Origin of the sequence: Lactobacillus sp. ESL0679, from assembly GCF_029433515.1 — a bacterium.
Taxonomy (GTDB): Bacteria; Bacillota; Bacilli; order Lactobacillales; family Lactobacillaceae; genus Lactobacillus.
The window spans coordinates 20,114-45,370 of the sequence record NZ_JAQTIG010000009.1 but is presented as its reverse complement, the minus strand read 5'-3'; the positions used below and the strand labels follow the sequence as shown (position 1 = coordinate 45,370).

The following is a 25,257-nucleotide window of genomic DNA, read 5'->3' as shown; positions in this document are numbered from 1 at the left end:
AAAAATGGAATACAAAGACAAATTTCAACTTACGCCCGAAGAAAATCGTCGTTTTGCTAAAACGAATTTAACTAAACTCGTTTTTACTAATTCACGGTTCGAAGGTTTAACTACCACACTGCCACAAACACAAACTATTATTGATGGTATGGGCGTTAATGGTGTATCAGTTGATGATATTAACGTTATCGTGCAATTAAAGCGTGGCTGGCAACTAGCTATCAATTATGATCAACCATTTAGTTTAGATTTTGAAAAAGAAATAAATAAAATTGTCGCACGTGATACCGCTGCTTTTCCAGGTTATTTACGCAACGGTTCAGGTGGTGTAGAAACCTATCGTGGTGAATTTACGCCACCAATGATCAACGAACAGGAAGAAAAGAGCTTTTTAAACTCTGTTTTAAATAGTGACCGTTCTGCTACGGATAAGTCAATGACCGTAATGTACCACAATATGCGGCAACAAATGTTTTATGATGGCAACAAACGAACGGCCACTATTGCCGCCAATAAAATTATGATTGAAAATGGTGCTGGCTTAATCAATATACCTTTAGATCAATGGCCTACTTGGAACCAAAAAATAGCTGATTACTACTTTTCAAATGATATGACCGAATTAAAAGATTGGACTTATCAAACTGGGATTTCAGGTATTGAACCTAATATACTTGCTCGTTCTCAAAATAAAGCAACTAAAATTTCTCACCAAGAACAGCAAGTAAACAACGCTGAATTTAAGCAACTACTCAAAGACAGCCGCAAAGAGAATACTCAGGCCGAATTAGCGGCACAATTTGAAGCACAAAAGCAGCAGCAAAAGGGACTTGAACAAGATGGCCCCGAATTAGAATAGAGGTGTATTTATGAATTACCAAGATCAACTTAAACAAATTACAAAGTTGAAAGAAACAATGGATACATATCGGCCACTTTCGCCGTTAGAAATTAAGCGGCTAGAAAAAAATATTCGGATTGAACATGTGTGGTCATCAGCTGCAATTGAGGGTAACACTTTATCTAAAAATGAAACTGCTGCTATCATTGATAGTGGTATCGGTGCTACAATTCACGGTAAAACCATTAAAGAAACGCTAGAAATTATCAATTTAAGTCAGGCGTACACTTATATGAAAGATTTGGCTACCAAAAAGCAGCCAATAAGATTAGACGATATTAGAAATCTTAATCGTATATCTACCTTAGAAACAATTGAACCAAAATCAGAAGCAGGAAACTATCGTACCATCGACGTTTATCCTTATGGTACCGATAAACGTCCTTATGCTTCACCGTTCGATATTCCAGATGAAATGGAAAAATTACAAAATTGGAGTGATCAAGCGAGAACTAAGCTTCACCCTGTCCAATATGCAACTGATTTACACCAGAAGTTTGTAACAATTCACCCATTTAGAGATGGCAATGGTCGAACAGCAAGATTGTTAATGAATTTGGTATTAACTGAAAATGGGTATCCGGTAATTAATGTTAATCCTTCAAAAAAAGCCAGAGATAACTATATGACAGCCTTAGCCACAGCAGAGGCACCGGAAAATGATCCACAACCATTTAGAGAATTAATCGCTAATTATGTTGAAGAAGAATTAGACAGCAGAATTAAGACCCTGCAGTTAAATGAAAAATATACCCAAGAAGCAAAAGAATCATTTAACCGCAGCGGAATAGATTGGAAAAGTTTAGAAAAGGAAAGCAAAGAAAAACTTTCGCAAGCCGAATTAGCAGCACAATTTGAAACACAAAAGCAGCGGCAAAAAGGGCTTGAGCAAAATGGCCCCGAATTAGAATAGGAGAACAAATTGCACAATTTCATATTTTCTAATCCCCACGTTTCTAGTATTTTTGACTATTACATTGATAATGGAACCTTTGACAAGCAGCAAATAGATAAAATTAATGATGGTGATTTAACTACTAAAATCACCATCATTACAAAAGAGTTCAAAAAAATATCCTTAAAAAATTTACGAAGTATACAGTCATATTTATGTTTGGTTATTGATTTTGGCCATAAAAGGGATAAGAAACTCGCTACTCTACTTCTGCACACTATTATCCCAATAATTATTATGAAAAAAGATATGTAAACAAAAGCTAACAAGAATTTTCTTGTTAGCTTTTTTCTTGAAAGGAAGATGATATATTTGAAGCTTTTAATTCTAAATGAAAAAGCTAGTGCCGCTAAAAATTTTGCTACAGCACTTGGTGGAATTAGCGGCTTTTTTGATAATGACAGTTACGACATTGTTCATGCTCACGGCCATCTTTTGCAGTTTAAAGAACCACAAGAAATGGTTAGTGCGGATAAGGTTGACAAATACAGTGATTGGACAGATTTAAGCTACTATCCTTGGAACTTGCTAGATTTTTCTTGGGAAAAAGAGATAAGTCCTGGTAGTAAGCAAGCTTTGGACACCATTAGTAATGCTGCAGCTGGTCACGACGCTATTGTAATTGCCACAGATGATGATCCATCTGGAGAAGGTGACTTACTCGGGTGGGAAATTGTCAATGCTATTGGCTGGCAAAAAGCCGTGTATCGCATTAGATTTGCTGACGAAACACCCAGAAATATCAAGTCTGCTTTACTTAACAAAGTTGATGTTACTGATCAATACAAGCAAGGTGAGTTTTTAGAAGCAACCGGTAGAGAGCGATTTGATTATGCTTCAATGCAACTATCTCGTATTGCATTAATAATAGCTCGACAAGCCGGTTTTAATCCTCGCTCTTTGCGGCTAGGACGGCTTAAATCTACTATCATAGAAAGATATACCGGCAAGCCAAAAGCCGGCTAGAATACGTCAAAAAGCCATTTTATGAAGTTCGCTTCCGTGACAGTAATCAAAATGTCTTTAAACGAACTGATGAGGAAGCAGAACAGCACCGGTTCCCAACAGAAAATGATGCCGCCTTTGAAATGAGTAATTACCAACCTTCTGGTGTTGTGATTGATTCAAAAGTAGAAAAAAAGCAACAGCCACCAGCGCTATTAGACCTTAGTCACTTATCTATTTTAGTCGGAAAAAAAGGCTTTTCTTCAAAAACATTCTTGGCCACTTACCAAAAAATGTATGAAAAGAGCATTCTTTCTTATCCTAGAACGGAAGATACCAAAATAACGCAAGCTCAATTTGATCAGCTGCTACCTTTAGTAGATCAGATTGCTCAAGTAATTGGTTTAAGTCCTACTTTATTAACTCACCGCAGAATTAGAAAAAAATTCTTAGTAAAAGCTGCTACTCACGGTGCTAACCGCCCTGGAATTAATGTCCCAACTAGTCTTGACGAGATCGAAAAACAGTTTGGTAAATGTGGCCGTGAGATTTATCTAGCGGCCGCCAAAAGCTTTTTAGCAACCTTAGGGGAAGATTATCTTTACGAGCAACAGAAAGCTCATCTGACTCTCTATCCTGCTTTTACTTGCACAATTAACGTACCAAAAGCTAAAAATTACAAACTAATTTTTGATGAAGCAGAATTAACTGATGATACTCCTGATCCTGACAAGAAAATCATGGAATTTGGAACTTCGGCATTTCCAACTGTTTATCAAGGCCACAATCCTAAACCACAGCCACCAACTCACAGCTTTATTATCAGCTTTTTAAAGAAGAACGAGATCGGAACTGGTGCCACTCAAGAATCAACTTTAGCCAGTATTACTACCGGTAATAATGCTTTAGTTAAAAATACTAAAGAACGATATTCTCTGACCTATCCGGGATTAATTCAAGCAATTTTATGTTCTGGAACCTATATTGCTTCGCCAAAAGTCACTGAACAACTGCAAGAAAAAATGAAGCAAGTAAAACAAGGCAAATTTGACTATCGCAATGTACCATTTTTAATTAATCAAATTGTCAATTATGATTTGCCGGCAGAACAAAAAAATGCTGCTAACCTTAGCAAAAACCCTCAATTGGCCAAACTAAAACAAGAATGGGACGCTAAAAATACCTTTACCCAGAAAGAAAAAGTTAAAGGTAACTGGCAAGGAAAAGAAGTAGGAATTAATCGTGAATGGAGAAATTATACTTTTACTGATCAAGAACTGCAGCAACTTTTTGCAAATAAAAAAATCACAATTAACACAGGTTCTTCTATTATTACTGGCAAGCTAGAACAGCAAAGTTACAAAGGCAAAAAATTTGTCGGCTTTAAACAAGAAACAAGAGAGCTGCTGGCAGACGAAACTCATGCAGTGGGACTATACCAACCACAGAATATTACTATTCGGTTTAAGAAAATTTGGGATAACCATACTTTTACCAACCTGGAGTTGCAGCAATTACTAGCTGGGCAAAACATTACATTTCAAGCAATGGATAAAAAAGGCAAGCTATTTGAAGCTAAAGGAAAATTAGCAGAACAAGTCTATGAAGAAAAGCAAGGACGTCAAGTAATTAAAAAGATCAAATTCTGGGGGTTTAGCCTTGAACCCCAAAAATTAATTGCCGATGATACTCATTTTGTTGGCATTTTTATCCCTACAGGAAAGGAGGTGCGTTTCAAAAATAGTTTTGGCGGACACTCTTTTACTAATCAAGAGTTAGCACTGTTACTTAACGGCGATTCTATTTCATTTACCGGTACCAGCAAGAAAGGTAGCTATCCGGTTACTGGTAAATTACAGACTTACACCTTTAAGGGTCACAAAATATTTGGTTTTAAACCAAAATTTAAGAAGAAATAAAAAGAAGCATAATTGCTTCTTTTTTTGTTTAGTCAAATCGTTATGCAGCTATATCTTTATAGCTGCTTTTTTATATTGGAAAGGTTCATGTAATCATGAAAATCAATAAAATAATCAGTTTATCCGCTGCAGCATTGTTAAGCATTAGTGCCATTGGCAACACCACTTACGGTACTTTTGCACCACAAACAGTGCGAGCTGCTAAAAAAGCAACAAATAAAAAGGCTAAGACCTTTAAAATTAAGCTTAAAAAGAACGCCAAAGTGTTTACTAAAAATGGTAAACGCAAGGGTAAGAAACTTTTAAAGAAAGGGCAAACTTATACTGTTTATGGTACTAAAACTATTCATGGTAAAAAGTTTTATCGTATAAGCAAAAATCGTTATATTAAGGCGATTAATGCTAAGAAGCTTACATTAAAGCCAACTAATTCAAGTTCTCCAAACACTAATACAGCTCCACATTTTCACACAATCAATCCAGTTACCGCAACTTCACCGTCACCTGCAACGGGCAATACAGCAAGTTCAGCTACCACTGTAACACCACCAACAGATAGTGGTATAACCAAGCCAATTACTGTAAAGCCTTCAACAATCACACCTATTACTGCTTCTACTATCAAAGACTTTGCCGTCCCTTATGAAGCAACTGACGAAAGCGTACAAAAAGCACTACAAGCTAATTTAACTAATAATGATCATAATCAAAGTGTCAAAATTAACCTGCTAACTAAGATTGACACAACCAAAGTAGGTAAAATCCAGGCTAAAGCAACTTTACATGTTGATAAGCAACTTGATCATACTGTGGCTTTTACAGTTACTATTGCTGCACCGTCCCCTGATGATCTCTTTAGCCACATGACAGTTATGCCATTGCCCGATTTTCAATTAGACACCAATCCAACAGTCATTAATCAAGTGCTTAACTTTAGTTTTCCAGCTGCTAAAGGTTACCAAGTAAAAGCTAACTTTTTAACTACTCCTGACACTTCAAAATTAGGTAAGACAAATTATGATGTCCAGGTTACAATCACAGATCCTAATGGCCAAACTGCAACTAAAGTAGTCAAAATGGTAGTTAATATTGTGCCATTGCATACTGCTGACGGATTCGAACAAGTTAAAGCCAATCCAGCCTATAATGCACCCGCAATTGATGATTTTACTAAATCAATTATTGACCAGTACCACTTAGAAAACCACCGTTGGCAAAAATTGACTATTACATACAATACTGATGAAGTTGACAAAGATAACTTGCCATACGTTAATCGTGTTATCACGCAAATAAATAACCTACATCTAGTAAATTTAGTACCAACTAGTGATAAAGCTAATGCCAACATTATCATGACAGTTGAAAACAGTGGTGATGATGATTACATTCAACAGCACGATGGTATCGGTAAGAATGATGTGGGGATAACCGGTTTTAAACCTTGGTCAGGTAAAATGCACAAGGGACTTAATTCTGATGTTCAAGACCATGTAACCATTTTGCCTGCTAGAATCCGTCACTGGTTAACTTGGGAGCCCGATCTTAATTACCAGTCAGCTTTCATGACCGTAACTGCACATGAAATTGGTCACGCACTAGGTTTATCACACTCAGAGAAAACTGGTGATGATATTATGGCCACTTACTCAACCACACGCCGTGTAGACAACGATAATGATTTGCTAGACGACCATTATAAGCAAGATTTAGCCGTACTTTATCAAAATTAGAAAGGAAATAGTATGACTTTAAAACCTTTCACTAAATGGGTCGGAGGTAAAACCAAACTGCTGCCAGAACTCAAAGAATTAATACCTTTTAATTACTAATTTTTAAACAAAATAAAAGACCTACTTCTCACCATTGTGTGAGAAGTAGGCCTTTTTATTTCTAACTTTTCTAGTTGATTTTAAAAGTCCTTATCAGAAAATGCCTTGAATCCGGAACCTAGTCGCTCTTTATTGGAAGTCGGGACTTGTACATTAGAATTATCAGTATTTGCATTTTCCTCATTAGTAGAATTTAAATACGGTTCATTTTTTGCTTTTGAAATATTAGCTATTTCGTGAATGAGTGCCGTTTTAACCAACTTAGACTTAGAGATGTACGGATTATCCAGAAAATCTAGTATTTGTTTATCTACTATTTTTTCCGGATTAAGTCTAATAGCTAACGTTTTTGATTTATTAGTCATCTTTTATTATCTTCTTCCTTAACTTTGTTTTCTTGATCTAATGCAAACTTATAAAATCCAGTTACATTGGCTGTTTCTGTTTCAGAAACCACAACAACTTTAACTTTATCAAATGCTTCGGTCAATATTTTCTGATTGAGTAGATTAGCACCACCACCCGTTAATAGTAGCATATCAATACTCTCTAAATTTTTGAGAGTGGTCTTAATATTAGCGATTATTTTTTTAGTAAAACGAGTAATTTCTTTGGTCACAATTCCGGTAATATCATCAGTACGATTATCAGAAAAGCGATAACTCCACTGCTTGTTTTTCATTCCTGCACGCAAGTCATCGGCTAGTTGATGCAAGCTAACATCGCCATTTATTTGTCCTGCAATAACCTCATATAAGCTATTTGCACCTGTGTTAAATTGATGGCGATTTCTGCTGCTCAATTGAAAATTAAGCACTGTATCAATTAAAATAGTTCCGCCACCAACATCAATTACACCAACTTTTTTATTTAAAAGCCCATCATCTTTAATATAGGCTTCATCATCTAAAAGTTCATTATAAAGTGTGCCAATAGGCTGTGGCAGAACATAGACATGCTCAACACGTACCGTCAAAATTTGCTTGTCAATTGTAATTTGGTGTTGACCTTTTAACATTTCAATAAGTGACCTTAGCTTGTTTTCATCTGCATAATCTTCGGTTGGCAAACCAACTGCTACAACGACTTTTAATACTTGCTTTTGTGCTTCTTTAAAATCACATGCTAGCAGTCCTAATGCAAAATTAGCCAATAACTTAAAAGACTGATCTTCGTATCGATTACCATACATAATAGTGTCGATCATGTACTCATCAAGATGTAGAGAACCTATATCCTTGCCCCAAATAAATTTATCATCACTAAATGGAACAGAGTATGTATGCAAGTCCTCACTAGTATCAATTCCAAAAGACAATGGCATATCTGATTCATAGAAAAAGCTAGACGGTAAGACTACCTTTGTTTTACTACTCATTAGCTTTGTTTGTTTGTTTCCTAGATCTAAACTAAAAATTTCCATATTTGTATTCTCCTTTTGTAATATTTGTAATACTTGTTTAACAAATTATAAGTCATTTTGTTATATTTATCAATACAAATTTTACAAAAATCATAAATTTGTTATATTTGTTATGTATTAATGTAATATTTGTATTGCAAAATATTACATTAGGTGGTAATATAATTATGTAAGAAAAAAAGCTGCTAAGTGTTCTAGCACTTAACAGCCTTAAAAACTTACATGTATTACAAAAGTAAACATGGATTTTTTTGAGTTTAGATAATTTTAGTATAACACTTAGAAACTTCTGTGTCTACCTGATTAAGATCAAGGAGATATATTATGTTTGATGTTTTCAACTACTTGAAAGAGTTGCTTACTAATCCTGTTTTTATGGACGCACTTTTTACTTGGATATTTTACAAATTGGTTTACAAGAAGCATAAACGTTTCTTCATGAAATTCTTTGAATAGCAAAAAAGGGAAGCAAACTGCTTCCCTTTTTACATGCCACAATTCACATATCACAACACACATGTGATATGTGAATTGTGAACTGTGACAAAACACTATTAATTATATTTGATATTAAGCGTATTAATCCAAATGATTCTGAAACTAAAAAATTTAGTAAAAAAGATAGAGAACCGTTTAAGATTCTCTATCTTTTAGTGTATTCAAAGCTCCGAACTGTAGTAACTTGTAACTAGTTACAAGTTACATGAAACAAATTACAAGTTACTAGATTCATCATCAATGGCTTTTTGCAGCATTTGCTCAATTACATCAACCATTTTCATATGTTTTTTGAAAGCTATTTCCCTTATAGCTTCGTATTAACTTTCTCTAATTCTAATAGGTTTTGCTTTTTCCTTTTTAGCAAATAGACTCTTCTAGTATGTACCAAAAGGCTATTCGCTACATTGCTTTTACATATGGTAAGTGATTTAAGATTTAAGATTTATGATAAATAATAAATCTTAAATCACTTAAGATAATCTTTAAGATTACTATTATTTAATCCAATTTGTAATAAATCATCTAGCACATCAACTACTTTACGATCAGATTCAAAAGCAATTTTTTTAACTTTTTTGTAGGTTTCTAAACGAATTTGTGCTGTTCTAGTTGGTTCTTTACCCACTTTATACGGGCTTTTCGTCAATTCATTTCCTAAGATTTTCTTCGATTTATCAGCAAAACTACTTAAAAAATCTTCTGCCATTATTTATCAACTCCTAATTTTTGCATTCTATAAAGTGTCTCATTCAAAACTAATTCATACATTCTCTGTGTTGCCTGATCATGAATATCTTTTTTATTATTTGTTATTCCATTATTTGACCATCGTTTAACACGTTCACGAGTAGAAATTTCGTTAGCATACACACCGTTTTTAAATTCTTCTTTAGCTAACTTAGCAATATTATTATCAATTGCTCCTGTCTTTTTCATTAAATAGAGAATTATACCTAGCATTTTAAAATCTGCATTATAATCTTCTCTAAGTTGCTGTAAGTAACTAGCTGTCTTTAATGCACCAGTAAATGCTGATTGCTGTGTTTGCAAAACAATAGAGATAGCGTCAGCAGCTAAAACAGCATTATTTACCAAAGTAGAAAGTGTTGGTGGAACATCAAGTATTATAAAATCATACTTATCCTTTAACGGAGTTAACAACACACTAAGAATAAAATTCCTTTTCTTTTTATCTAGGTGTTCTACTGATTGGTTCCACAGACTCATACTCCAATCAGCAGGTAATATGTCCAAATTTGAATTAAGATGACAAATTGAATCAGACAAATTCCCGTTATTCAAAGAATCAAATAAACTAATTTTCGGATTTACCTCACCGTATGTCTTAGATAAAATATCTGTTAAATTAGCTTGCGCGTCCAAATCAACAGCTAAAACCTTTTTGTTTTTTTCGGCAAGCTGATAACTTAAAATGGCAGCTAATGACGTTTTACCAACGCCACCTTTAAAATTGTAAAAAAGCAATGTTGACATTATACAATTCCCTTCCTTCATATTATTAATTCCCATTATAAATCACAAATCATAAAAGATAAATAAAAAATCTAAAATCTTTTATTATAAAAGATAAATCACAAAAATAAGTGTTGACAATAGATAAATAGTACAAGATAATACGTTATAAATAGAGTTTGCTATTGTACTTAAATTACAAGTCAATTGCTAATATCTAAATTTAATAGCTAAATAAAAAGTTGAAAACAAAAAAAGCTTGAATCAAAAAGATTCAAGCACATTATTTTGTCTCAATGAGTAGTGCCAAAACCCACTACTTAGTTCTTCAATCCTACAACCACGATGGATTGAATAGCCTTTGAATACATTTATTGTACTCCTTACTAATGCCTTACGCAAGACTAGTAATTCAATTATTGATAATGTTACAAAGAACTAAGTAAGCGGATATCTGCTACTTAGTTCTTTTCATTTATCTTTTTCAAGGAGAAATTATCATGACCCCAAATTTTAATTTTATTAATTCAAAAAAAGCATATCAAACAAAATTCTTTCAATTCCCACAAATTCTTTTGTATGGAGAACAATACCAAACTCTAAGCGATGGTGCTAAGTTAGGTTACATGGTACTTAGAGATCGCCTAGATTATTCTTTACGCAACAACTGGGTTGACGAAAACAATAACGTTTATTTTATTTTTACAACCAAACAACTCCAAAAGCTTATGCATTGGTCAAAAGGTAAAGTTATCAGAATCAAACATGAATTAGAAATCGCTGGTTTACTTTACCAACAGCAAATGGGGTTTGATCCTAAAAAGAAACAAAATCTGCCTAACCGACTATACCTTGCTGACCTAAATGTTAGTATGCACGATGTTTATGCTAAACAAGAAGTTACATTTACCAAATCGGCCTCAGCCTTAGAGCCACACGGAGGTTTCAAAATGGAACCTCGAGAGCAAACTCAACAAACCTTAGAACCACACGGAAGTTTCAAAATGGAACCCCGACAAAAATCGGTCTCACCCTTAGAACCACACGGAGGTTTCAAAATGGAACCATATCAAAACAAAACTAATATACAAGATACTAATAAGATACATAAAGATACTGATTCCTGGGATTTTTCCACAAGTAATTACTCGGCCGAACAAGTGGTAACTCAAAACGAAGATCTACTAAATCATGCTCAAGATTTTCTTACAAGTTCACGATCTGGAACTGCTAAATTCTTTTTAAGCAAAGACGCAATTCGCCGAATTTGCTCCTATGCACGTACGCCACAAACCGTTAATGAGTTTATCAGTACAATTGTTTTAGCTAAAAATAATGCTGTTAAAGATTTTCGTGAATTAAATTCTGATACTACTGGCTTAGGTATTAGTTTTGAGGAAATTAACTACCAACATGACAATGAAGGTAATTTTGAAGGTATTGAAATTTATGATTCTGAAATCAAAGAAAAGGTTAACGAAACAATTCAGCGTTTCTTTAATCGTATTCGTGCCTACGAATATGATGACAGCAAACAGATCAAAAATGTAAGGGGCTACTTGTACAAAACCATGTACAACCTTTTTGCTGATGATTTGAATAGGCAACTTGAAGAAAAGCAGGTTAAAAAAGCTAATAAGAACTAAAAATGACAGGGAGAAAAATGAATTTGGAAAAAGAAGTAATGACCGAAGAACTTAAAAGTCTTCATAAATGGGCAGGACAGCAAATTGTTTTAATTACATTTGCAATGGGTCTTTTTGCCGGCACATTTTATGGGATTTGTAGTAATAGTAAAGTAATCTATACGGAAGCTAAAAACCTTGCTAAACTCTTTGACTTCAATAAAAATTATCATTTTGGATGGATATGGTTCATAATAATAATTGTTATAGCTGTATATGCTGCATTAGGTGGGTATCAATTATTAGCAAATAAAATATGTAATGCTATGTATAGCTATAAATGCTTACTTAATAAGGAATGTCAAAAACAATACATACTACAAGTTTTAAACATCAAATCTAGAATAGAAACAGTATTTTTTTCTGGAGCAGCAATTTTTTCAGTCTTTTATATAATTGCTATATTTCTTATCTTGGGTCAATTGAGTTCTATAAAGATCGATGATTGGACGTCACTTTTTACATTAGCAATGCTTGTTACAGCAGTACATTATGTAATTGATACAGATAAAAAAATTTGTAAAATTTGCTATAAGTATTTAGATGATCCACTAAACGAAACGGGTATTTTTAAAAAACTAGGAAAGTAATATTTACTGCTTAGTTTTTAAATCACGTGCATAATCTCTTATTCTGTAAACCTGCATTCTTGAAATTCCAACGGTTCTTGCAATTCTTGAAATTGGAATTTTTTGTTTTAGCATTTTTACTACTTCGTTATAAACTAATCTTTTTTGTGGATTTGGAGAATCAGGTGCATAAAGACGTTTACCGCCTTTGTATGCACCTCTTTTTTTTGCTAAAGCAATACCTTGCTTTTGTCGTTCTTTAATCTTTCTACGTTCTTCTTCTGCTGTATATTTGTAAATTTCTAAAACTAAGTTCGTTAATAAATTTTTTAAATTGGTATCAGTTACACCGGCAAAACTTGGTAAAGATAGAATATTAAGAACAGCGCCTTTTCTTTTGATTTCTTCGATGATATTAGTTAAGTCTGCTGAATTTCTGCCAAGGCGATCTAAACTTAAAACTACAACTTCATCTTCTTCATGAATGTAATCTAACATTTTTTGTAATTCAGGACGGTCTAAATTTTTGCCTGAAATCTTTTCTTCAAAAATTTTCTTTACACCGTTTTTTTTAAGGGCCTCAAGTTGTCTTGCTAGATTTTGCTCCTGGGTGCTAACTCGTGCGTAACCAATTTTCATTTCTAATTACCCCAATGTTACAGTCTGATGTTACACTATTGCTTATTATTATACGCTGCTGAAATTGTGTATCAATAGGGGACACCCAGATGTTACAACTTAATCTCCATAACAAAAAAATAATCTCATAAGAGTGATAACAATTTTTTAAGTTTACTTATGTCATAAAAAGCAGACAATGAATTAGAAAAAACTTGTTTTTTAAGTATTTTTTCTCTACTTTTATTATATATAAATGTGTAAGCACGCTATATTTAGCGACTTTAGTTTATACAAAAATCAATTAAACTAGCTAAAATTATCTAGTATAGCTAGTTTAGTAGGACAGCTTGCTATTATCATAGCATGTTGAAAGTAATTGCTTACAAAGCGGTAAAATAGAATTTTTTTGTTATAGGTATTAAGGAAAAAAACTTGTTATAACAGCTTTTAATGGCTTTTAACAGCTTTATTTTTATTTTTCGCAAATTAAAAGTTATGAGAGAGGATGGATTTCTCTATTTATTACGCTTTAATTTGCTTTAATTTATTAAACCTTCTACACAAAGTTGCTATGCTAATTCCTGTTTTTTTATTGAGATCATTGAGCGACATGCCCTTTTTATGTAATTCATAAGCAGCCTTAATTTGACGATCACTATAAATTTCTTTACGTCCCTCACGATAGTTGGGATTATGCTTTCGTGCATATTCTTTACCCTCTTGTGTGCGTGTAATAATCATGTCACGATCAAATTGAGCAATAGCCGAAAAGACTGAAAAAGAAAATTTGCCTGTTGGTGAAGTAGTGTCAACTATACCTAAATTTAAAATATTTACGATAACTCCCTTATCAGACAGTGTTTTGATTGTTTCTTTGGCTTCTCTAGTATTTCTTGCAAACCGATCAAGTTTGGTTATGATCAACTGATCACCTTGCCTTAACTTTTTTAGTAATTTAGAGAAAACCGGACGATTGAGAGTTGTTCCTGTGAACTTTTCTTGGTAAATTTTTTCTGCACCAGCTTTTTTTAATAAAGCAATTTGGGCACTAAGATCTTGACCACTTGTGCTAACTCTTGCATAGCCATAAAGCATATAACTCTTTCCCTTTTTCTGATTTTTGTTAGCGAAAACATTAATTACTAATCGCTGTTAGTATAGCATTAAGTTGTCTCTCTTACAACTTTTAAGTTATGAGAGAGGAACATAAGTTTGAGTTATAGAAATGTATTGAAAGATGGAAACTAAAAAATATCGAGTTTATTGGAAAACAAAAACTGATCCTGGCTATAACTTCGAAGAAGTTATCGTACCAGCTTCAGTTCATGGTAAAGAACTAAATAGTGAAATTAAGCGTGCTGCAATTTCTGGTGCTGGATTGGAATATGGGTATGATGAAATTGTCAGTTAGCTAAAAGAGGTTGAGATTAATGGTTAAGCCATATCAGTACGGTATTAAATATAGCGTTCACCGTGATTTCACTGATTGGAATAAGCAATATCGTATAACTGTTGACACACGTTTAGCGTCTGCTGCAGGTAAAGATATGTTTATCAGCGATTTAACAAGTCAAAAAGGAAATAGTTCAGATAAAAGAACGGCTATTGATTTAGAAAATATTGCAGCTACTTATCCTAATTTGGTTTCGTGTTTATTAAGTCAGGGTTTGGTAGATTATGGTCTTAAATTTTCTGTTTATAACACGCCAAGAGCTACTATTTCGACTTATCAAGAACACCGTAAACGGGATAATTTTCCTTGGTTATTGATTCTTAATGGTCATTGTTGGGAAGTTGATCCATTAGAGGTAGTGGAAATCAGAATGGGCTGAATAAAGCTAAAAAGAAGTACCAGGTTAGCTGGCTAGTTTAAAACTAGAGGAGTTGCAAACATTCTTTATTTCTATTGAGAACATTTTCTATATTCTCAAACTATTAAAATTCATTTTTTAGACAATAATCTCCTAAATAATATTATTGTCGAAGAAACATCAGGTCAGCTGGCTGCTGATGATAAAGGCAGAGGAGTTGCAATACTTCTTGTTTCTGTTGCAAACAATTTTGTTTGCAAATACCCTCAACATTATATTTAGTTACATTGCTTTTCCAAATTATTTTAAGCAATATGCTAAAAAGTGGAAGTACCACAAAGATGGACGCCAAAACGGTGATCGAGCAGCAACGCTCTTTACTTCCATTGAGAATGGAAATTACATTCTCAATGAAATTCAATTTTTATTCCTATACATATACTAAATATACACTATTTAAGAAGCATTGCATGGCCAACTTACTTATGATAACGGTAAGGAAAGTATCGACACTTTCTGCTTCTGTTAAAAATAAAAAAGAAGGGAAAATATGGAATGACCGATTTAGTACCAGTATGGTTGGTTACAGTTGCATTTAGTTACTTTGCAGTTCGAATTACCATTTTTGATCAAATTGGTTCTATAAAAATATTTATTGACTTAATCGGTTTATTCATTTTTCTATCTATAGGCTTAGTTTTGCTGGGGAGTTATTTGAGGTAGTAAATATGCGAAATAATCGAAAAAAATTGATTTCTATTTTATCGGTAGGATTAGCACTACTAAGTAGTGGGTGTTCAACTACTGTTACTAGCTCGTTCAGCAAGCCAACAATTCAAAAGCAAGACCAGTCCAAAGTCGGTGGATTAAGTTCAAAAGACTACATGAAGTTAAGTCACCTTACTTATCATCAAAAAGAGCAAGTTGTTAGACAAGTTAATCACGGACGCTCAACGCTAAAGTTTAGCAGCTGGCGAGGTAATCAGGTAATCTATCAAAATTTGGATTATTTAAACCGTACGTCTGGTTCTAATACCGCCTACTTGATAAAAAGAAATTTGGCTAATCAGGCAAAACGTAAGCGGCAGAATGTTAAACCAACAGGTTGGCATTATCCGTACCGTAATGGTGTACAAATTTATAATCGTGGTCATTTAATAGCTTATTCTTTAACCGGTGGAATTAATTCTTTTGGCCACTATACTGGTCAAACTGCAGGTGATCAAAATAACCCTAAAAATCTGTTTACCCAGTCTGCTTACACTAATCAGAAAATTCAAACTCAATATGAGGAGCAGGTTAGGGCAGCAATGCGTGCAGGGCAACGAGTAATTTATCAAGCAACACCTGTTTTTAGAGGAAGCGAATTGATGGCAAGAGGTATTAACTTACAAGCTAAATCAGCTGATGGTATGTTAAATTTCAATGTCTACATTTTTAATGTTCAACCAGGTTTTGTTTTTAACTATCAAACTGGAAACGTACGAGTAGTATGTGAGAAGAAATAATAATGGTTTAGAGAGGGAGAAAATATTTTGTATATTTTATTGGGCTATTTTGGTGTATGGGGAATATCTTTTTTGGTAATAATGTCACTTTTTGTGTGTATTAGTGATTTTGGAATATTGAGGACATTAGGAGGTGTACTAGGATTTTTACTGCTTCTATTACTTCCATTAATTGTACATATGCTATTTGGGTAAAGAGATGAATAAAAAATGTTTAATATAAGTTTCTTGGCAAGATTATTTCCTCCACATGGAATACTAGATTACATAGCAATAATTTACTTAATGTTTGGATATATCTTTGCGTTTATTGGAATGTTTCGTTCACTTAGAAGCGTTGTACTGTTTAAAGCTAGACCAAATATTAGTGATGAAAATAAATTCGCTGGTGGCTTTTATCTTACCGTTTCAATTACCTATTTTATATTTGCAGTAATAATAAGCTTGATTTAAGTAGAGCCGAGGAAAACAGTTTTATGAGAAATACTTATAAGCAACAAAAGCGCATAAAAAATTTACAAACTTGTTCAATTAATAAAGTTTTTGAAGTGGTAGTTAAAGTAAAAATGTTTGGCCGCTCGTGGATTAATGGGCAAGATGGCAATTTTTATAAGATTGATCCCGATGGAGTCGGCACAAGTCAGCCGTTAAATTTTGTTTATCAGTATATGCAAGAGGGATACGATATTCATGGTAAAAGAGTTTGTTATAGAAAAAGGACTTATTCTAAGTATGCAAGAAGAAAGTCAATTTTAATTTGGCAGAAGCAATATCATAAGCGTCAATCATAAAATGAAAATTCTAGGGATAGCGTTTAATTTATTTTTTCAAATTATAGATTACATACTTACATTTGCTATGCTTCATAGTAAAATTTCTGTTCTACTCTTTATTTTTTGGCTAGTAATAGTTTGGCTGATAGGCAAAAAAGCGGAAAAAGCGAAAATTTTTGGCTTCTGGTGGAAAATAAATCGAGGGCTAGATGTAATTTTAAATGAAGGATTAATCATTTGCGGAATTATTTTTGTTATTGAGTTAATTGGTTGCTTAATGATGTACTTATCTTTGTATAAAGGAATGTAGAGGTGGAAAAATCATGTCTAGTTTTGAAATTATTTTAATTTGTGCATTTGCAGCATACTTATTGATGAAATTGCGTGACTATACTTTAGCAGCTAATAGACTAAAAAAAGATATGTTTTCTGAAAAGAGTAAAAAGGAGACACTTGAGGTATTTAATAAAAAACTTCGTGTGCTAGAGTTAGAGCTTTATAAGCTGCAAGAAAATAAAGAAAAGTTAGAAATGCAGCCAGTATCTCACAAAATAAAAAAGCAGCTTCGTAAGCTCAATTCTCAAATTACTAAATTGCAGCAGACCCAAGAGGGGTATAATTCGGCACTTACTGAATACCAGGCACTAATTAATTCTGATAAAAATAATACAAAGTTCAGAAATACATTACGGTCTTACTTGAATAATAAATATCATTTGTAAAGTATTGCATAGCAACTGTTGTTGACAGATGAGCTGCAACGCTCGTTACTTTTTAGGGAATAATATTCCCAGGTACATTTACATTTTAATAATGAAAACTGGTGGCACATTTAGTATCTGGCTATTTGTGCTGAAACTTGAAGTTTAATCAAGTGGATAAGCCTAAGGCGTGGAAAACATTGGAAACCACAGAAAATACAGAAGCTACAAAATTGCCGGAGTGATAAGTAATGGCTTGCAACTCGTTATTGCAAAAACATGATCTGCTGAACGGCGGTCGTCAGTTGCTCCTAAGCTGTCCTCGCTATGCTTCCAGAACGAAGAAGTACAAAAGCAAGTGCTTAATACACATTTGCAACGTTAAAAAGTCTGTATGTAGCACATAAGTTTGTTATAGATAAGTTTAATTATCTCGGAGGAAATGCCCCATAAACTAAAACGTCGCTGCTGAAAAGGATATGATAAATGGTTTGCCTAATTTTTATTAGGTTCAAAGAGAGAAGATTTGTTGATATACCGTTATCTACTATGAAATTTTTGCTAATTATATAAGTAATTAGATTTTAACGACTAAAAAATTGAGTAGTAGATCAGTGATTAGCTAGACACTAAGTGGAAAGATTAAAGGTGCGTCTCAACTTGAGAACCTTTGTAATAACACTTAATTTCAACTGGTTATAGTTGAAGAAAGCCAATTTGGTTGATGTTTATGGTTAACAAGATGGCAGTACATGTTACTGCAATAAATTAAGAATGGGGTTGATAATACCCCAATTAAATTAGTAAAGAAGGTAAAGGTGATGTTTGAATGGCAAAAAAGCTAGACCCAGTCGTCGCCGCTTATCTAAAAGAGAAAAAAGGTATTAGCTATGATAAGTGGGTGCAAGATGCTGTTTGGAATGCTTTTAGAGAAGCATTGACTGACAAAAAGTCAGATATGTACAAACAAATTGTCGCGATTGCAGATCAGAAATTACGCGATGAAGCTTATCAACAAGCAAGGATAGGAACCATTAGCTTTGACTGAGGAAGAACGACTAATAAAGAAGAATAAGCGAATAACAATTGTTGGACTGCTTTTATTAGTTTTAATTGTTGCTGCAATTGTAGTGGTTTTGAATTTTGACAAACTGCAAGGACAGGCTGCTCATCATATTTCTACCGATAATACCGAGCTACAACAGGCTAGACATAATCACCAGAAGCGTAAGCCAAGCTATAACATGAAAAAGGTAAAACCAATTTCACCTAATTCTTTGGCTCATGCGTGGCGAGTTAGGCGAGATTATCGGGCAGTTGGTCAAATTGCTGTTCCTAGCAAAAATATATTGTTGAATATTTTTCGAGGGGTCGGTAATGATGAACTAGCGCTGGGGGCTGGAACCTTTAGAGCAGATCAAAAAATGGGTAAGAATAACTATCCATTAGCAGGACATAATATGGACGATGGCCAAACTTACTTTTCACCGTTATATACGGCCAAAGTCAATGGCACATTGAGTAATGGTACAGTTGTTTACTTGACGGATTTTACAAAAGTTTACTTTTATAAAATCACATCATCACAATTTATTGGTGTCTACAATTTGAATTTAGCCTTCAATCGCAAAAAATTTGCTAAACACCCGGTAATATCCTTGTTTACATGCGATTACACGGGACAGGGGCGTTTATTTGTCAGAGGACGATTAACTGGTTCTCAAAGTCTAAAGAGTGCTTCTAAATATGTAAAACAAATATTTAAATATTGATTTTAATAAGAGAGCTATTATTACAAATTTAGGTAATAATAGCTTTTTTTGTGGGGAGGAGATAGGTATGACTGAAAAATACGGTTCAATCAGTTGTAATATTTTAGAAACTGAATTTGAAGAAACAAAACAAATAATTGCCGACAAGATGCCGACCGTAATTACTGATAATGCTCATATTGGACATTATTTATTTGTGTTTGCTTACGAAGAATTAAGTGCAGAGGAGCATTATATTAGTCAAAAACAAATTGATAGTTTTGGAATAGTTAAATATCAAGAAGTTTACTTAGGCGATCATTACGTTAAGGTAACAGCACAGGCTAAACTGACAGGAATTGATGTTTTGTTAACAAAATTAAAATACATTTACCCTAATATTTACAATGATAAAAATAAAAATAACTTTGATTTTATAGCACATCTTGGTTTTGTTTTTGCCAAAAGAATACAGGCTGGTCAAGTCATACCAAAATTAGCACAAAAGGTAAAAGGGTAATGGTAGTAGTCAAATTTACTATTTTAAAGTCTGAATTTAAACGAGCTGAAAGTTTCTGTAAAGCAAATTTATTTATGCCGCAGCAAAATCAAGTTGAATTTGTTGGTTCAATGCTTCTATGGTTTGCTCATCAAGAACTTTGGCTGGAAGAACAAGATACTAAGGAACGTAAAAAGTTTGGTGTGGTCAAATATCCAAAGCTTTTCCCTGTATCTGATTGTTATCTTATTCAAACAAGTTTACGATCGACCAGATACCGCAAAATGTTACAGGAACTGCAGCAGGCTTATCCTAAAATTATTGCTGAAAAAGATAAGAGCATTACAGCATTTTTGGCTCACTTAGGATATGTTTTTATTAAGAAGGCAGAGAGAGGTCAAGTTGATCCCGGAATAATTGTGGCGGCTAGAAATATTAGCAAAATTATGGAACATAAAAAGGTTTCTAAAATAGTAAAGAAGTGAAATAGCGATGTTCAAAAAAGTTATTGTTAAGGATGGTAAGTATTTAAGCAGTACCCCCAATAATGGAGTTAAGTTTATAGATATTTCTGAATTAAAATTACAAGCTTCGGTTAAAAAACATACCGTGCATGTATGCAGTCAACCGACTATTTTTAAGCTAACCAAGCATAAATTTAAGCAGCTAGTCAAAAATGATGAATTTTATTCAGAAGAAGATGTGGCTGAAATAAAACAAGTGGGAATAGATGCTTATTGGAAGAAATATAGCAAAAGATTTAAAAATGTAGTAGAAACTGTTGACTGTGTGACTTGTATAGATCTTGGAGTAGTAGCTGAAGTAAAATCTTGCTAAACTAAGCTTGGTATGGTTAACTTGTTCTACAACTAGGAGGTAATTATGATTAATAAAGCAGAATTAGTCTTACAAGTGTCAAATAAAGCAGAGCTAACCAAGAAAAAGGCTACTGCAGGTGTTGAAGCAGTATTGGACACAATTCAAGAGAATTTAGCAAAGGGCAATAAAGTTCAGCTGATAGGCTTTGGCAGCTTTGAAGTACGTGAGCGAGCAGCCCGTAAGGGACGCAATCCACAAACTGGTGAAGAAATTCAAATTCCAGCAAGTAAAACTCCAGCATTTAAGCCAGGCAAGGAACTAAAAGAAGCGGTGAAAGGTAAATAGTTTAACCAAATATAAGTTGGAGGGGCGTTTAGAGATGCCTCTTTTTTGTTATAAAAAGCAAGGTGTGTGATGGGGCTAAGGTATAGAAAACTGGGAAAGGTTTGTCAAATAATGTTTGGTAGCACAAGAAAAAATACCGAATTGCAAAAATGGAAATTCTATCATAAAATGCTAGAAAACATGAACTGCGCTGAACTAACAGATGAGTATTGTTCAACTAAAATAAGTTGCTTAATTTGGAAAGGTCTTACCTTGGTTCCAATATTTTTGTGGTTAATCGTGTTGTTTTGTCTGTATGAATTTACAGTGGCTATTATTAGTATTAATGTACAAAGTAGTGGGTTATTGTTTCAAAAAGACAAGTTAATATGTAAAATGTATGGTTATTTTGGCTTGATTTTCTTTGTGTTTACTTGGATAACGGCTGAAATTGTTTGTAGTAAGCTCGCTGTATTACAGGTAAAATTAGAACTAATTAATGACTTAATGGTTTTGGAAAAGAAGTAAGTGTATGAGTAATAAGCAATTTAGTATGACTTCGATAAAGAAATTCATAAAACAAGAAATTAATTTAAAAATTTTATTTATAGCTTTTGGTCTAGGTCTTATTCAATCTGGGAAAATAATACTTTTTACTAATGGAACTACTAAAAAAATTTATTATTTTTTGTCTAATTTGCAACTGTTTAAAAACTTTTTTAAGCTTTTTGCTCAAGCTGATTTATCTAGTCGTTCAAGTGGTGTTATTTTAATAATCATAGGAATAATTTTATTAATTTTTTTATCCTGTTTTTTGGTAAGTAAGAACAAAATAAGCTTATATACTATTTGGTCATTGATAAATGTATTTTTATTAATACCAGGCTTACTTTTGGATGAATCGGTTAATTTATTATATTTAATTTCTATCACAACGTGGGGATATTTTGCTATAATTTGGCTGGTAAAAGAATTATATTCATGGACTATAAAGAGTCCAAATGAGATTCTGCCAAGACTAACTTTTTTGTGGGGAATTATTATAGCAATAATTGGTTTTATGATAAAGGAAAATTGAATTTAATTGACTGATAGCGAAACAGAAAATAAACTGATATGTCCTTTTTTAATAATTGTGATACTAGTGAACAGTTGGGAATGGTATAAACTGTCAAGGTTTTATAAGACCATTGTTACCGAGTATTACAAATGTGGTGGAATATATAATTTTTGGAATGCACAGCAGATAGTTGGAACTACGGACTATAAAAATGCTGCATGGTGCGGTGGAATAGTGCTTGTTATGACTAGTATAGCTGCAATTTGGGGAATTAGATTTATCATAAATAAATCTAAAAGTACTAAGTTAAGAGTTACGGTTTTTATTCTATTATTAGTTAGTTTTATTATTGCCTACTTTGCTGTCAAGTACTGGTTTTTAGCAGTTGTAATTGTAGCTGCTGCTGCTGGTGCCTTGTATGGAGGGTATGGTAATTCATAATTTTTATTTATCGATTTTTTACTCGTTGTTTAACAGCAACGATTTTTTTGTTGCCAAAAAAGGAAGTGGTTCATGAAGTAAAAAGAAAAGTTTTAAATTAAAATGATGTTTTAACGGCACCGTTACTGCAAAGTAACGGTGCTTTTTTTGTTTTAAGAAAGGATAGCTGAATGAAAAAGCTAACAAGGAAACAAGCTAAGAAACTGATGGCCACAGTGGGTGCTAGTGCAGCTTTAGCCAGCGTTGGTATTGGAGCGACAGTTTACCAAGTAAATCAGCCAGCAGCGCCAATCACGGCAAAGGCAGCCGAAAAGGTTAAATTTGGGACGGAAGGTACTTTTGCCAAGGGTAAAGATATTGCCTTTGATATTACTTATCAAATTCCAACCGATCAAAAAATGGATAAGTTGGAGTTCTACGATCGCTTAGAACCTTGCTTTACCTACTCAAAGGCGAGAGTTTTTGATGAGAATAATAATGATGTGACCGATCAGGGTACCCTTAATTTTGATAAGACCAAGAATGAGGTTAGTTGGCAAGCGAAGGATCCGACTAAGTGGTTTGGCCGCAAGATGACTATGCGTCCCGAAGTTACCTTGCAAGAAAACGCCAATTTAGACAAGTATTTGGATAAGAATACTAACCAGTACAATATTCCTAATGTTGGTAATTTGCTGATCAACGACAAAGATACTACCTCAAATACGGTTTATGTTCATACGCCAAATGATAAAGAACCTACTGTTACTAAGGCGGTTCAAGATAAAGATGGCAATTGGACAACGGAAGCTAAGTATAACCAAGGCGATGAAGTTCACTACAAGGTTGTCTTTACTATTCCTAAGAACGGGACAGATATTTCAAATGTAGATTTTGAAGATGACTTGGAAGATGTACTAGACCTTGAAAGTGTTAAGGTGTCTGATGATAAAGGTAATGATATTACCAAAGATGATGGTACGCTTACTAAAGATGATAGTAAGGAAAGCTTTGTCTGGCAGCCAACTAAGGATTACTTAACGCAAATGCCTGATCATTCTTATACAGTTGATATTACTGCTAAAGTAAAGCCTGACGCTGATTTGTCCTCCTACTTGGATAAAGCTTCTAATGAGTATAAAATTCCGAATACGGCTGATATGAAGTATAACAACAAGAAAACACCGTCAAATACGGTTAAAGTTGTGACACCGCCGCCTGCTAAAAATAAAGTTGTTAAGAGTGTTGAAGGATTATCTGGCTCCTACCATGAGGATCAAGATAATGTTGAGATTGGTAAGGACTTTACGTATAAGGTTCAGTTCACACCAGGTTTAGGACAGAATTTAAAAGATGTTGAATTTACTGATGATCTTGAAGATGTACTAGACCTTGAAAGTGTCAAAGTAGAAAATGCCGATGGCAAAGATATTACTGATTCTGACGGTACGCTAAAGACTGATAAGGATAAGGAAAGCTTTAACTGGCAGCCGAAAGATGACGTTGTTAAGGAAATGGGCGGCAAGACCTACACTGTCTTAGTAACAACTAAAGTTAAGCCAAATGCCGATTTGCAGAAGTATATCAAGAACAATACTATTCAAATTTCTAATACAGCACACATGAAGGCTAATGGCGGCGATACGGCTTCTAATACACCACTGGTAACGCCTAAGACAGAGGAACCAACGGCTAAGAAAGGGATTGTTAAAGACCCGTCGAATTGGACTAAATTCTTTGGCAACAAGACGGAAACAGCTGCCGGTCAAGATACGGGTGATAAAGTAGACCAAGCAATTGATAAAAACCAACAGAATGCTCGGATTGAAGCAGCTAAAAAGTTGGTTAAGCAGAATCCAGATGGTTCATACGCTAAAGCCAATAGTTCGGTGACGGACAAACAGTTTAATGACGCACTAAATACGTTAGCCGAACCATATAAGTCTACAGAAAAGGTTAAGATTTCTGATCAAGGCAGCGGCGATGTGACGACAACGGCGCCAACTAGCGCTGATGACTTGAAGTCAATCATTAATTCAACCACGGTTGATAGTAATGAAGCCGCACGTGGTGACGCCGTAGACTACTTACTCACTTTTAATATTGGCAATTCTACCGATATGAAATCGTTAGTTCTTAGTGATGATTTGGAAAATGTGTTGGATTTGAAGAATGTCGTAATTCTTGATTCCGATGGTAATAACATCACTAATGATGGTGCGTTGAGTACTAGCAACGCTGACGAAAGCTGGACTTGGACTGCTAAAGATCCAACCAAATATAGCAGAAAAACTTTATATGCAGCTGTAGCAGCTAATATTAAACCTGACGCTGATTTGAGTTCATATACTGACCGTGAAATTCCTAATGTAGGACACCTCCAAATTAACGGGAAGGACACACCAACTAATGAGGTTAAAACTAAGCTAAACGGTGATCCAACTCCAAATCCAGATAATCCGAATGATCCGAATAACCCAGATAATCCAAATGATCCGAATAATCCTAACAAAAAGGATAAAAATCCATTTGGTAAGCATGGTGCGTTAAATCCTAATAATCCAGATAATGCCGTAATTGGTAAGAATGGTTTATTACCAAAGACAGGTCACTTTATGATGAAGTATGCCGGGTGGATTGTAGCAATGCTCTTAGTTGGTGCCGGCGGTATAGTTACCTACTTGTATAAGAAAAATCCAGGCTTTAAAGAGAAGCTGAATAAGATTTTTAAGAAATAACATTTTTGCTACATTAGTAGGTGAATGTG

The 25,257-nt window shown here is 33.9% G+C and carries 29 protein-coding genes; 23 read left to right on the top strand and 6 right to left on the bottom strand.

What is annotated here, in order from left to right; genetic code table 11:
* Positions 1–4: 4 nt before the first annotated feature.
* The 5 genes from PT287_RS09750 (at position 5) to PT287_RS09730 (ending at position 6,453) form a co-directional block, all read left to right on the top strand.
* On the top strand, positions 5–859 hold the full coding sequence (locus tag PT287_RS09750; protein WP_277134593.1) for a Fic family protein: 855 nt from the start codon (positions 5–7) through the stop codon (positions 857–859).
* A gap of 10 nt (positions 860–869) precedes the next feature.
* Entirely contained in the window at positions 870–1,814 is a 945-nt protein-coding gene (locus PT287_RS09745; protein WP_277134591.1) for a Fic family protein, read from the top strand.
* A gap of 354 nt (positions 1,815–2,168) precedes the next feature.
* Positions 2,169–2,822: a toprim domain-containing protein gene (locus PT287_RS09740; RefSeq protein WP_277134589.1), complete on the top strand. Its 654-nt coding sequence runs from the start codon at positions 2,169–2,171 to the stop codon at positions 2,820–2,822.
* Positions 2,777–4,720, top strand: coding sequence for a DNA topoisomerase (locus PT287_RS09735; protein ID WP_348635305.1), 1,944 nt, complete (start codon positions 2,777–2,779; stop codon positions 4,718–4,720). Before PT287_RS09740 ends, PT287_RS09735 begins: the two co-directional genes overlap by 46 nt.
* Before the next feature lie 95 nt (positions 4,721–4,815).
* A complete protein-coding gene (locus tag PT287_RS09730; RefSeq protein WP_277134587.1) occupies positions 4,816–6,453 on the top strand; it encodes an SLAP domain-containing protein in 1,638 nt (545 codons plus the stop codon).
* A gap of 179 nt (positions 6,454–6,632) precedes the next feature.
* Here the strand turns inward: PT287_RS09730 and PT287_RS09725 are convergent, their stop codons facing one another.
* The 4 genes from PT287_RS09725 to PT287_RS09710 form a co-directional block, all read right to left on the bottom strand.
* A complete protein-coding gene (locus tag PT287_RS09725) occupies positions 6,633–6,917 on the bottom strand; it encodes a dihydrodipicolinate reductase (protein WP_277134585.1) in 285 nt (94 codons plus the stop codon).
* The gene (locus PT287_RS09720) at positions 6,914–7,975 is read right to left on the bottom strand and encodes a ParM/StbA family protein (RefSeq protein ID WP_277134583.1); all 1,062 of its coding nucleotides are present in this window, start codon (positions 7,973–7,975) and stop codon (positions 6,914–6,916) included. The genes PT287_RS09725 and PT287_RS09720 overlap by 4 nt, the downstream gene beginning before the upstream one ends.
* Positions 7,976–8,942: 967 nt before the next feature.
* On the bottom strand, positions 8,943–9,182 hold the full coding sequence (locus PT287_RS09715) for a hypothetical protein (RefSeq protein ID WP_277134582.1): 240 nt from the start codon (positions 9,180–9,182) through the stop codon (positions 8,943–8,945).
* A complete protein-coding gene (locus tag PT287_RS09710; protein WP_277134580.1) occupies positions 9,182–9,970 on the bottom strand; it encodes a ParA family protein in 789 nt (262 codons plus the stop codon). Before PT287_RS09710 ends, PT287_RS09715 begins: the two co-directional genes overlap by 1 nt.
* 479 nt (positions 9,971–10,449) lie before the next feature.
* On the opposite strand from PT287_RS09710, the gene PT287_RS09705 reads away from it, so the two are divergent.
* Together PT287_RS09705 and PT287_RS09700 are read left to right on the top strand one after the other, a co-directional pair.
* Positions 10,450–11,595: a replication initiator protein A gene (locus tag PT287_RS09705; protein ID WP_277134578.1), complete on the top strand. Its 1,146-nt coding sequence runs from the start codon at positions 10,450–10,452 to the stop codon at positions 11,593–11,595.
* Between the two features lie 23 nt (positions 11,596–11,618).
* On the top strand, positions 11,619–12,224 hold the full coding sequence (locus tag PT287_RS09700) for a hypothetical protein (protein ID WP_277134576.1): 606 nt from the start codon (positions 11,619–11,621) through the stop codon (positions 12,222–12,224).
* A gap of 3 nt (positions 12,225–12,227) precedes the next feature.
* Here the strand turns inward: PT287_RS09700 and PT287_RS09695 are convergent, their stop codons facing one another.
* Both PT287_RS09695 and PT287_RS09690 read right to left on the bottom strand, forming a co-directional pair.
* On the bottom strand, positions 12,228–12,842 hold the full coding sequence (locus PT287_RS09695; protein WP_277134575.1) for a recombinase family protein: 615 nt from the start codon (positions 12,840–12,842) through the stop codon (positions 12,228–12,230).
* 504 nt (positions 12,843–13,346) lie between these two features.
* Complete coding sequence (locus tag PT287_RS09690; protein WP_277134573.1) at positions 13,347–13,919, bottom strand: recombinase family protein; 573 nt, start codon at positions 13,917–13,919, stop codon at positions 13,347–13,349.
* 142 nt (positions 13,920–14,061) lie between these two features.
* Between PT287_RS09690 and PT287_RS09685 the strand changes: the two genes are divergently transcribed.
* The 16 genes from PT287_RS09685 to PT287_RS09610 all read left to right on the top strand — a co-directional run bounded on the left by PT287_RS09685 (position 14,062) and on the right by PT287_RS09610 (position 25,228).
* A complete protein-coding gene (locus PT287_RS09685; RefSeq protein WP_277134571.1) occupies positions 14,062–14,235 on the top strand; it encodes a hypothetical protein in 174 nt (57 codons plus the stop codon).
* 19 nt (positions 14,236–14,254) lie between these two features.
* Complete coding sequence (locus tag PT287_RS09680; RefSeq protein ID WP_277134570.1) at positions 14,255–14,656, top strand: hypothetical protein; 402 nt, start codon at positions 14,255–14,257, stop codon at positions 14,654–14,656.
* Positions 14,657–15,190: 534 nt separating this feature from the next.
* Positions 15,191–15,358 (top strand): hypothetical protein, encoded by a 168-nt coding sequence (locus PT287_RS09675; protein ID WP_277134568.1) that lies wholly within the window; start codon positions 15,191–15,193, stop codon positions 15,356–15,358.
* Between the two features lie 5 nt (positions 15,359–15,363).
* Complete coding sequence (locus PT287_RS09670) at positions 15,364–16,143, top strand: DNA/RNA non-specific endonuclease (RefSeq protein WP_277134566.1); 780 nt, start codon at positions 15,364–15,366, stop codon at positions 16,141–16,143.
* Between the two features lie 476 nt (positions 16,144–16,619).
* The gene (locus PT287_RS09665; RefSeq protein ID WP_277134564.1) at positions 16,620–16,934 is read left to right on the top strand and encodes a hypothetical protein; all 315 of its coding nucleotides are present in this window, start codon (positions 16,620–16,622) and stop codon (positions 16,932–16,934) included.
* 305 nt (positions 16,935–17,239) lie between these two features.
* Positions 17,240–17,638 (top strand): hypothetical protein, encoded by a 399-nt coding sequence (locus PT287_RS09660; RefSeq protein WP_277134562.1) that lies wholly within the window; start codon positions 17,240–17,242, stop codon positions 17,636–17,638.
* An 808-nt stretch (positions 17,639–18,446) separates the two neighbouring features.
* A complete protein-coding gene (locus PT287_RS09655) occupies positions 18,447–18,665 on the top strand; it encodes a hypothetical protein (RefSeq protein ID WP_277134560.1) in 219 nt (72 codons plus the stop codon).
* Complete coding sequence (locus tag PT287_RS09650) at positions 18,658–19,389, top strand: class A sortase (protein ID WP_277134559.1); 732 nt, start codon at positions 18,658–18,660, stop codon at positions 19,387–19,389. The genes PT287_RS09655 and PT287_RS09650 overlap by 8 nt, the downstream gene beginning before the upstream one ends.
* A 67-nt stretch (positions 19,390–19,456) precedes the next feature.
* Positions 19,457–19,888 (top strand): hypothetical protein, encoded by a 432-nt coding sequence (locus PT287_RS09645; RefSeq protein ID WP_277134558.1) that lies wholly within the window; start codon positions 19,457–19,459, stop codon positions 19,886–19,888.
* A complete protein-coding gene (locus tag PT287_RS09640) occupies positions 19,888–20,352 on the top strand; it encodes a hypothetical protein (protein ID WP_277134556.1) in 465 nt (154 codons plus the stop codon). The genes PT287_RS09645 and PT287_RS09640 overlap by 1 nt, the downstream gene beginning before the upstream one ends.
* A 7-nt stretch (positions 20,353–20,359) precedes the next feature.
* Entirely contained in the window at positions 20,360–20,704 is a 345-nt protein-coding gene (locus tag PT287_RS09635; RefSeq protein ID WP_277134554.1) for a hypothetical protein, read from the top strand.
* 45 nt (positions 20,705–20,749) lie between these two features.
* Complete coding sequence (locus PT287_RS09630) at positions 20,750–21,031, top strand: HU family DNA-binding protein (protein ID WP_277134553.1); 282 nt, start codon at positions 20,750–20,752, stop codon at positions 21,029–21,031.
* Between the two features lie 306 nt (positions 21,032–21,337).
* Positions 21,338–21,538 (top strand): hypothetical protein, encoded by a 201-nt coding sequence (locus tag PT287_RS09625; protein WP_277134551.1) that lies wholly within the window; start codon positions 21,338–21,340, stop codon positions 21,536–21,538.
* Positions 21,539–21,542: 4 nt separating this feature from the next.
* Positions 21,543–22,088, top strand: coding sequence for a hypothetical protein (locus tag PT287_RS09620; protein WP_277134549.1), 546 nt, complete (start codon positions 21,543–21,545; stop codon positions 22,086–22,088).
* 6 nt (positions 22,089–22,094) lie between these two features.
* On the top strand, positions 22,095–22,511 hold the full coding sequence (locus PT287_RS09615; RefSeq protein ID WP_277134547.1) for a hypothetical protein: 417 nt from the start codon (positions 22,095–22,097) through the stop codon (positions 22,509–22,511).
* Positions 22,512–22,681: 170 nt separating this feature from the next.
* Positions 22,682–25,228, top strand: coding sequence for an isopeptide-forming domain-containing fimbrial protein (locus PT287_RS09610; RefSeq protein ID WP_277134545.1), 2,547 nt, complete (start codon positions 22,682–22,684; stop codon positions 25,226–25,228).
* Positions 25,229–25,257: the final 29 nt, after the last annotated feature.